Source organism: Salipiger sp. HF18, from assembly GCF_011806505.1.
GTDB classification, from domain to species: domain Bacteria; phylum Pseudomonadota; class Alphaproteobacteria; order Rhodobacterales; family Rhodobacteraceae; genus Salipiger; species Salipiger thiooxidans.
On sequence record NZ_JAATOS010000155.1, the window covers coordinates 1 to 8,360 of the forward strand.

General features: G+C 66.3%; 10 protein-coding genes and 1 tRNA gene. 7 read left to right on the forward strand and 4 right to left on the reverse strand.

Annotated features, from left to right (window positions below; translation table 11 throughout):
• The first annotated feature begins 157 nt into the window (after positions 1–157).
• From HC022_RS13830 to HC022_RS13850, 5 genes are all read left to right on the forward strand, one after another.
• Positions 158–1,417 carry a phage major capsid protein gene (locus HC022_RS13830; protein WP_167452839.1) on the forward strand — a complete coding sequence of 420 codons (1,260 nt, stop codon included), beginning with the start codon at positions 158–160 and terminating at the stop codon, positions 1,415–1,417.
• Positions 1,417–2,037 (forward strand): HK97 family phage prohead protease, encoded by a 621-nt coding sequence (locus HC022_RS13835; protein ID WP_167452833.1) that lies wholly within the window; start codon positions 1,417–1,419, stop codon positions 2,035–2,037. Before HC022_RS13830 ends, HC022_RS13835 begins: the two co-directional genes overlap by 1 nt.
• Positions 2,038–2,039: 2 nt before the next feature.
• On the forward strand, positions 2,040–2,564 hold the full coding sequence (locus HC022_RS13840) for a hypothetical protein (protein WP_167452834.1): 525 nt from the start codon (positions 2,040–2,042) through the stop codon (positions 2,562–2,564).
• A 10-nt stretch (positions 2,565–2,574) separates the two neighbouring features.
• Positions 2,575–3,627: a phage portal protein gene (locus HC022_RS13845; protein WP_368484668.1), complete on the forward strand. Its 1,053-nt coding sequence runs from the start codon at positions 2,575–2,577 to the stop codon at positions 3,625–3,627.
• 272 nt (positions 3,628–3,899) lie between these two features.
• Positions 3,900–4,232, forward strand: a complete 333-nt coding sequence (locus HC022_RS13850) for a hypothetical protein (RefSeq protein WP_167452836.1) — start codon at positions 3,900–3,902, stop codon at positions 4,230–4,232.
• A 77-nt stretch (positions 4,233–4,309) separates the two neighbouring features.
• Here the strand turns inward: HC022_RS13850 and HC022_RS13855 are convergent, their stop codons facing one another.
• From HC022_RS13855 to HC022_RS13865, 3 genes are all read right to left on the reverse strand, one after another.
• Positions 4,310–5,017 carry a hypothetical protein gene (locus HC022_RS13855; RefSeq protein ID WP_167452837.1) on the reverse strand — a complete coding sequence of 236 codons (708 nt, stop codon included), beginning with the start codon at positions 5,015–5,017 and terminating at the stop codon, positions 4,310–4,312.
• 238 nt (positions 5,018–5,255) lie between these two features.
• Positions 5,256–5,332, reverse strand: a tRNA-His gene (locus HC022_RS13860).
• 54 nt (positions 5,333–5,386) lie between these two features.
• Positions 5,387–5,869 (reverse strand): GNAT family N-acetyltransferase, encoded by a 483-nt coding sequence (locus tag HC022_RS13865; RefSeq protein WP_167452838.1) that lies wholly within the window; start codon positions 5,867–5,869, stop codon positions 5,387–5,389.
• A 165-nt stretch (positions 5,870–6,034) separates the two neighbouring features.
• On the opposite strand from HC022_RS13865, the gene HC022_RS13870 reads away from it, so the two are divergent.
• Positions 6,035–6,229: a DUF6324 family protein gene (locus HC022_RS13870; protein WP_008883369.1), complete on the forward strand. Its 195-nt coding sequence runs from the start codon at positions 6,035–6,037 to the stop codon at positions 6,227–6,229.
• A gap of 16 nt (positions 6,230–6,245) precedes the next feature.
• Here HC022_RS13870 and HC022_RS13875 read toward each other — a convergent pair whose 3' ends face one another.
• Positions 6,246–6,719, reverse strand: a complete 474-nt coding sequence (locus tag HC022_RS13875) for an MmcB family DNA repair protein (protein ID WP_008883479.1) — start codon at positions 6,717–6,719, stop codon at positions 6,246–6,248.
• Positions 6,720–6,831: 112 nt separating this feature from the next.
• On the opposite strand from HC022_RS13875, the gene HC022_RS13880 reads away from it, so the two are divergent.
• The gene (locus tag HC022_RS13880; protein WP_089962807.1) at positions 6,832–8,190 is read left to right on the forward strand and encodes a hypothetical protein; all 1,359 of its coding nucleotides are present in this window, start codon (positions 6,832–6,834) and stop codon (positions 8,188–8,190) included.
• Positions 8,191–8,360: the final 170 nt, after the last annotated feature.

Consider the following 8,360-nt stretch of genomic DNA (forward strand, 5'->3'; position numbering starts at 1 on the left):
AGATGGGCAACCTGCAGACGCTCTGCGGGACCTGCCACGGTCAGAAAACACGACTGGAGGCTGGGCACCCCGAGCTCTCCCCCGAACGCCAGAAATGGCGCGACCTGCTGCGCGATATGCAGCGCAACCCCAACCCAACAAAGCACGAGGTATGAGCATGTTGGACTCTGTGAAAATCTCCCGGCGTCAGTCGGAAATCCGTCAAACCCTCGCGGGGCTGGCGGGCAAAGAAACTCCGAGCGAGGACGAGGTGCGCCAGATGGACACCCTCGACTCCGAATACCGAACCAATGAAACCCGGTTCCGCGCCGCCCTGGTGGCCGAGGATACCGAACGTCGGGAGGCCGGGGCCGAGCTGGAGACCCGATCGGATCGCGAGTGGTCCGAGATGATGGATCGCTTTGAGATGCGACAAGTCGCGCTCGCACTGGACGAAGGGCGCCAGCTCTCCGGGCAGACGGCGGAGATTGTCTCCGAGCTGCGCGAGCGGGGCGGTTACCGTGGCGTGCCCGTGCCTTGGGAAGCGCTCGAAGTCCGAGCCGGTGAAACCATCGCCAGCGGGACGCCCGACCCGATCCAGACCCGCCCCATCATCGACCGGCTTTTCCCGAACTCGGTGGCAGCGCAGATGGGCGCTCAAATGATCTCCATCGACCACGGCGAAATCGAATGGCCGGTGGTGACCCAAGGGGCCTCGGTGGGCTGGCAGACCTCGGAGACGGGGGCAGTCGGTGCCGCTCAGGCCTTCCAGACCTCCGACAAGGCGCTGGCCCCTGACCAGACCCTTGGCGTTCAAATGAAGCTCAGCCGGAAGAGCATGAAGCAATCCGGCGCGGCTCTGGAACAGGCGGTGCGCCGCGACATCAACTCGGCGATGGCCGTGGAGATGGACCGCGTCGTGTTCCTCGGCACCGGGGCGGATGGCGAGCCTCTGGGCGTCATCGCCGGGGCCGCGACCTACGGCATCACCGACACCACGATCGGAGCCGCTCCGACCTGGGGGGCGTTCCGGGCGGCGGTGGTCCGCTTCATGACCGCGAACGCTGCGGGCTCGCCTTCGGCGGTGCGCCTCATGATCCGCCCCGAAACGTGGGACGCGATGGACGACGCGGTGTTCGAGTCTGGCGCGGCGGTGACCGAGTTCGATAGGTTGACGAAGAGCCTGCCGAACATCGCCATGACCACGAACGGGCTCGCGGATCCCGCGGGCTCGCCCGAGTCCGTCTCGGCGCTGCTGACGACCTCGGCGGGCGGCGTGGCCCCGATCTTTGTGGGCAAGTGGGGCGCGGTGGATCTGATCCGAGACCCGTACAGCGATGCGACCTCGGGCGGTCTTCGCCTCACGGCGCTGGCAACGCTCGACGTCACCGTGGCCCGCCCGGCACAGCTTGAGATCCTGTCGGAGATCTATACCTGATGCTGACCGGGTTTTCAGACGGGACCATTACCCTGGAGGAGCGCGCATCTCGCGGCGGTTCGCGCTCCCTCCAGGGCAGTTTTCCGTACAACTCGCGTGCGACCTTCAGCGATGGGGGCCGCACCGGCCGGCCGCGCAAAGAGGTCTTCGCGCCTCGGGCTTTCGCCCACAACGTCGAAGACAAGGACGTCGATATCCGGCTGCTGTCCGGGCATCGTTTCGACAAGCCGCTCGCGTCCCGGGCCTCGGGCACGCTCGAACTCAAGGACGGCGACGACGCGCTCACCTTCCGGGCCGAGATCACGCCCGAGCTGCAAGAGGCCTCTTGGGTTCGCGATTTCTTCGCAGGCTATAGCGCTGGACTGATCCGCGGGATCTCGCCCGGGTTTCGCATTCCGCCGAAGCGGGTGGCGCCCAATGCTGAAAAGGTGACCGAGGAAGATCCTCGCGAGGGCATGGCATTGGTCCGCACGATCTTCGAAGCGCTGCTCTTCGAGATCTCGGTGGTCACCGCGGCGGCCTATCCCGACGCTCAAGTCGAAGAGCGGAACTGGGACGTGACCGGCGGTGGCGTGGCGTTTCCCCGGCGGGTGCATCCTGCGCAACGTTGGAGGGCCTGACCATGGCGACAACTCTCAAACAGACCGAGGCAGCTGCGAACTATCCGACCGTTTACGGTCTCTCGACTGAGGCGGCGGCGCTCGACAAGTATGTGATCTGGCCGAGGATAGAAGCCTACATCGCGCATCGCTTCGCGGCTCGTGACGTCGTCTGGATTGCGGAAGGTCCGGGCGAGTGGGTCGCCCCCTTAACGCCCGCGACCGTCTCGACCGTGGAAGTCTGGGAGGTCTACTCATGGGCCGAGGTGACACTAAACCCGACCCCACTCGGCGGCTTGGAGCTGGAGAACTCGACCTATCGCATCTCCGCGAGCGTGGGCGGCGGTTCGGTGCCTGACGTGGTCGAAGAGGCCTACAAGCGGCTGGCCGAGTACATGGCCGAGACCGCGGACCGTCCCGGCGCGAGCTCCTACGCGATGAAGCTCGGCGACCTCTGGGAAGAGACCGAGCGGGCGCCAACGTGGCTTGCCCGTGCATTGCAGAACAGCGGCGCAGCGGACTTGTTGCGCGCGTATCGGAGGGCGTGAGATGGGGATCATGGATCTATTCCGGCGGAAGGTGCCGGACACCGAAACCCGGTCCAGCGGCACCGGCTACACGGCGGCGATCATGGCGGCGCGCGAGGCCTACATCTCGGGTGCTTCTGGGCTCGCCGAACTGACCGCGACCGCACAGACCTGCGTGAGCCTCTGGGAGGGCGGTCTGAGCCTCGCGGACGTCACCGGCACCGATCTGTTGACGCCCTCGCGACTTGCCCGCACAGCGCGCTCTCTGGCGCTCCGTGGGGAGGCTGTGTGGCTCATCGACGACATGGGCCTGATCCCGGCTTCCGACTGGGAAGTCTCGACCCGCAACGGCGAGCCTCGGGCTTATCGCCTGAGCATCCCCGACGCAGGCGGCGGAGCGACCCGGACAGCGCTTGCGGCTGAGGTGCTGCACTTCCGGGCCTCAGTGGACGTCTCGACCCCGTGGGCGGGCTCTGCGCCTCTCTCGCGGGCGCGTCTCACAGCGGGGATGCTGAACGCGCTGGAGCTGGCTCTTGGCGAGGTCTACGACAATGCGCCTCTAGGCTCGCAAGTGGTCCCGTTCCCCGAGTCGCCCGAGACGGATCTCGAGACTCTGGCACGGCGGTTCCGGGGAAGTCGGGGCCGGGTGTTGTTGCGGGAAAGCGTCAACGTGACGGCGGCGGGCGGACCCGCCCCGGTGCAGGACTGGGCACCGCGCAACCTTACACCGGATCTCAGCGGGGCCATGACCAAGGAATCGCTCGACGCGGCGCGCAATGGCATTCTCGCGGCCTTCGGTGTCCTGCCAGGGATGCTGTCCCCATCCGTGACGAGGCCCATGGTCCGGGAGGCACAACGCCACCTCGCTCAATGGGCGCTCCAGCCTCTCGCGGCGCTGATCGCCGAAGAGGCGAGCACAAAGCTCGGGGCCGAGGTCGCGCTCGACACGATGCGCCCCTTGCAGGCCTTCGACGCAGGCGGGCGGGCTCGGGCGCTCTCCACCATCGTGGGGGCGCTGGCCGCGGCGAAAGAGGCGGGCGTAGACCCGGCGCAGGCGCTGAAGCTGGTCGACTGGCAAGAATGACGAGATAGGGCAGGATGCGCCCGACCGAGGGTGTCGAAGCATCCCCGTTAGTCGGCGAGTGGGAAAACCCCGACATGGCGCGGTCACACTTGAAAGGGGTGACGCGGCGCAGTCTGGCACAGCTCGCGCTGGAGCCAGTCGCAAGGGCAGGAAGCCCCACGCCCGGCGGCCTGGATAGGCGCGCCGGGCACCCTCTCCAATGTCGCTATAAGCGATTATGATAGAAGGATTTTATCCTGTATCGTCGGGGCGCGTTATCGAAAGGGATACCAGTGTCCGAAAACTACCGCCTCGCCGCCGAATTTCAGTTCTTCATTGAGGACATGGACCCGGCCGGGCAACGCCTCCTCAGTCTGGCGTTTCCTCTTGTCGAGCTCGGACGCGAGGACGTCGCGGGCTATCTCGTGGATCTGGCGCAGGAACCAGCCGATCCGGGGAGCGGCCTTGTCTTCCCAGATGACGACACGCTCGCGCACCTGCTGCGATGCGTCCCCATTGACGAGCGGGCGCGGTGGCTGCTCGCGATGGACCGGCTAGTTCTGGACGATGACGCTCCGCGCTTTGAGCGGCTGATGGATCTGCTCGCGGTACGGCTGGCGAAATAGGCGTTCAAGGTCCCTCTGGCCCCTCCGGGAAGATCTTCGCGAAGTAGGCGTTAGCGTCATTGAGTTCAAAGGCGCAATCAAACGCCTGGGTCATCTTGAGCAAGCTTGTTGAAGGCTGCCACAAAGTTTGCTCGCAAACGCGCGAGGCGCTCTTTGTCAGCCGTCGAGAAGGGATAGCGATCTAAAATCCTTTGGGTAACGAGCGGGAAGTTTTCTGGCGAATGCTTAAGAGAGGCAATCTCTGGGCCGGTACCGTCAAGGCTAAATTGCTCTTTGTAGCCCATATCAACGTACGGGGCGGCTGCTCTGGCCAGGACGCTGATAAAGAGTTGCCCCATATCACGGGTGATCCACCCCTGCGCAGAAAGGATCGCGGCCCTAAGCTCAACAGGATCTGAATCGAGCCGCTTCATTTGCGCGATGACCTCTTTCAGGGCGCCCAGTTGATCCTCTGGGCGAAGGCCTCCCCAGCGACCCGAGCTGAATGCCTGATCCAACGAGAGACGTGCCATCGGGCCGAGCATGGCGCGCATCTCTTCAATAAGTCTATCTGCGGTCTCGACACGTTCTCTTAGCTTGGCCTTCAGAATGCCGATCTCAAAGGTCTCCAGGTGCGGGAGTACCCTGAACAGTAGTAGGCCAAAGGTCATGGCCAGAGCCACCGTAGCGCTTGCGGTGTCGTCAGTCAGGAGCAACAGGCAGGTCAGGAGCCAACTAACTGTGGCGCTGAGCATGAGCCCCACGTTGACATATGCCGGAAGTTTCGCGCTCTGTTTGTCGCTCATGTCGTACCCGATTTGTTGCCCCACGATTCTTTATCGCGGTGCTACATCTATGTGTCGAGCATCGAGGGCTTGAGGAGGTGAGAGACACACCGATTCGGACATTTGGCGTCTCGGTGTGGCTGCATGTCGCACAGAGCGAATGGGCCGAATAGACCCCTTTAATCGTTACCCGAGCGTTACCCCTGCGGGTTTCAAGGTTTCATTATGTTTGGATTTTTCGGCTAAGTGCCTGTTTTAATGGTACCGCCTTCCCGGTTCGAACGGGAGACCTCTTGATCCACAATCAAGCGCTCTAACCTACTGAGCTAAGGCGGCACGTTGGGGGGAGATAGCGCCGCCCTGCCGGGATTGCAAGCCAAAATCCGGCCCTCAGAGCGGGCGTTCCCACTGCTGCTCGACAAGGGCGACGCCGAAGTTTTGCACCGGCGTGGAGCGCAGGCAGGAAAAGCCGTTGCGGGCGTAGAGCGCGCAGGCGGCGCGGTGGCTCTCGTGGGTCCAGAGTGTCATCCGCCGGTAGCCCGCCCCGCGCGCGAACCCGATGCACCGGTCGAGCAGCCGCTGGCCGAGCCCCTTGCCGCGCGCCTCGGGCAGCAACAGGAACAGCCGGAGCTTCGCGGTCTCATCTTCCTGCCGCACGCAAAAGATACTGCCGAGTGGCTGCCCGGCGCCGCGGGCGATCCAGCCGTGTTCGCAGGTGGGATCATGCGCGGCCTCGAACCCCTGCAGGATCTCGTCGACAAGCCTCGGGAAGCTCTGGTCGAAGCCCTCGGCCTCGGCGTAGAGGCGCCCGTGGGCCTCCACCAGCCAGGGCCGGTCGGCGGGGGTGTAGGGCGTGAGGGCGATTCCGGTCATGGCGCGACGCTTCCACCTCGCGGCTTGCAAATCAAGACCCGTGGGGCTAGGTCGCTTTGATGCCGCTGCCGCCGGGATCCCCCGGTGTTGCAGCGCTTTGGCGGGGCAGCGGGCAGGACCCGGAGCGGCACCCGCCCGGGCATCGATAGGGCAAAGGGCGAGACCATGGGCATCAATACCGAACGCGACGTCGAAGCGAATCTCCAGATCGGGCCGACCGATCACGGCATGGTGCGCCTGTTCATCAGCGCGGGCGAGCTCGAGGTGCCGATGGATTTCGAGCCGGAGGAGGCCGAGGAGATCGCGGAAGAGATCCGCGCCGCCGCCGCCGCCGCCCGCCGGATGAAGGCCCGCCGGTGAGGCACGGCGCGGGCGGTCAGATCCGCCCGTCGAGCATCGCGCCGGGATCGCGCAGCGTGTGCAGCCGCCGCGCCGCGTGGATGGCGAAGCGCCGGATCAGCGCGTTGCGCCGGGCGCCGGAAAGCCGGGTCTCGGGCCCCATGCGCAGGATCTCGGCGTCATAGGCATCGGCCAGGATGAGGCCGGTGCCCTCGGGCAGCAGATCGGTGGGGAACTGCGAATCCACCGCCCAGAAATAGCGGTCGCACCAGTCGAGATAGCCCTGCCACTTGCCGTCGGACATGAAATCCGCGCGGCTGCTCTTGCACTCGATCACCCAGATTTCACCCTTGGGCCCCAGCGCCATCACGTCGACGCGCTTGCCGCGCTCGGGGATGAACTCCTCGATCACCGCGAAACCGTGGCCGGCGGCGAGGTGGCGACAGACGCCGCGGGCCAGCAACTGGCCGGGCATGAGCTGGGCGGCAGGGGCGAGGACGGAGGGTTCCATAGGGACATTTTATGAACAATCCGTGAACATATGCAAGCTTTCTGCCGGTCACCCTTCCTTGAGCGGGCGCGCTCCCTAACTGGAGAGGAATGCGGTCAAGGGAGTCCCGAGGATGACGGAAGACAGCGCCATGTCCCGCCGGCAGGCACGCGGCGTGCGCCATGCACGCGAATTGCAGGATCACCTGAGCTGGCTCGAGAGCTTTTCGGGCACGGCGCTGGGCGTGCTGGCGGTGGCCTCGGGGATCTACACCTATCTCGGCGTGTCGTCGCTGCTCGACGACAACGGCAGCATGACGGTCTTCGCCGCCATCGCCTATTCGGTGGCGGTGTCGGTGGGCATCTTCGTGTTCTGGTCTTACCTGATGCGGCTGTTTCCGGCGGTGCGCACGGCGCGGGCGCGGATGGGCCTGATGGGCGCCATGGCGCTGGGCTCGCTTGCCATCGTCGCCATGTCCTCGTGGCTGAACGCGGCGGCACTGGCGGGCTCGGCGGCGGTCGAGCAGCACCTCGCCAAGACCGTGCAGGATTACCAGGCCTCGCTTGAACGCACCCACGAGATCGCGCTCTCGGCGCAGTCGCTGGAGCGTGACGTGGCGCGGGTGCGGCAGAGCTTCGAGGATCTCTCCGAACAGGAGGCGCAGGGCACGCTGTCGGGCCTCGCGGGGCAGGGCGCGGTGTTCCGGGTGCTGCGTCAGAAGGCGGCCGAGCTGCAGGCGCTCGAGGAACAGATCGGGCGCCAGACGCCGCTGGTGGAGGATGCCTTCGTGCAGGGCAACACCATCCTGTCGCGGATGCGGGCGCTGACCGTCGAGCCGGGGCCGGTCGAGGCGCGCTCGGTTGAGTTCTCCGAGGCGGCGGTCCAGTTGCAGGGGCTGATCGCGGAACTGCGCCAGCTCTCGGTGGCGCCCCTGGTCCAGCGCGCGGCGCAGGATCTGTCGGCCTCGGTCGTGCTGCCCGAGCTCGACGGCAGCACCGAGGCGATCCGCGGCAGCCAGACCGCCACCATCGACTCGGTGCTCGAGGCGCTGGCCAGCCGTGCGGCGACGCTGGAACAGGCGGCACGCGAGGTGATGGCGATGACGCCCGCCACCGAGGTGACCTACACGCCGGTCTCCTCCGCCGACGCGGTCATCCTCTACGCCCGCAACTTCGTGCCCTCCTGGGCCGGGGCGATCGCCATCGACCTTCTGCCGGCCGTGCTGGTGCTGATCCTTGCCGTGACCCAGTCGGCGATCCGCGAAGGGCGAGACGGCTCGCCGGTCGAGGACAGCATGACGCTGGCCGAGCTGCGCTCGGCACTGTCGGCGCTGCGCGAGGTGGAGACCGATCTCGAGCGCATGCCCGAGGTGCATAGCCGCCCGCCGGAGCCGGCCCCCGAGCCCGCCGAGAAAGCGGGCCCGCCGGCACCCGCGCCGGTGACCGAGGCCGGCGGGGCCGAGGTGGCGCAGCTCAAGGGCAAGTCCGGCTGATGTGGGGCCTGTCCATCGGGCGGGTGCTGACCGGGATCCTTGCCTTCCAGATCGGCATCGGCGGCTTGCTGGTGCTTGGCGACATGCGCGAGAACTTTCGCCTGCCGGGCTTCGGACCGAGCGCGCCGCGGCTCTCGGAGCCCGTGCGCCCGGGTGACCAGCGGCGTGTC